The sequence below is a fragment of the Aphanothece microscopica RSMan92 genome (assembly GCF_046613545.2).
Taxonomy (GTDB): Bacteria; Cyanobacteriota; Cyanobacteriia; order PCC-6307; family Cyanobiaceae; genus NIES-981.
The window spans coordinates 1-515 of sequence record NZ_JBKKKY020000433.1; the positions used below are offsets into that span (position 1 = coordinate 1).

Consider the following 515-nt stretch of genomic DNA (forward strand, 5'->3'; position numbering starts at 1 on the left):
TGGAATAGTTGATGCTGGAACTCACAGCCGAGCGAGATCCATCATAGTCCACACCGAGGCCACCACCGATATCCACAAAGTCGATTGCGCAGCCCGACTTCATGAGCTGGACATAAAACTGCGACACCTCGCGAAGTCCAGCCTTAATCTTCCGAATGTTCGTGATTTGAGATCCGAGATGAAAGTGGATCAACTTGAAACAGTCGAGGAGATCATTCGATCGCGCATACTCCACTGCTTCCAGCAGCTCCGATGCATTCAATCCAAACTTTGATTGATCTCCGCCCGATTCCTCCCACTTGCCACTACCGCTTGCAGCAAGCTTGATCCGGATGCCGATGTTCGGACGCACGTTGATTCGCTGCGCAACACTGTTGATCAGCCTTAACTCGTTAAGCTTCTCGACCACGAGGTAGACACGCTTCCCCATCTTCTGGGCGAGCAATGCCAACTCGATGAAATCTTCGTCCTTGTATCCATTGCAGACGATCAATGCATCGTTGTTGTCCATGATG

General features: G+C 50.9%; 1 pseudogene. It reads right to left on the reverse strand.

Going from position 1 to position 515, the window contains the following annotated elements:
* Nucleotides 1-515 (reverse strand): annotated as a pseudogene (locus tag ACLD7X_RS18400) (biosynthetic arginine decarboxylase); the annotation flags it as partial.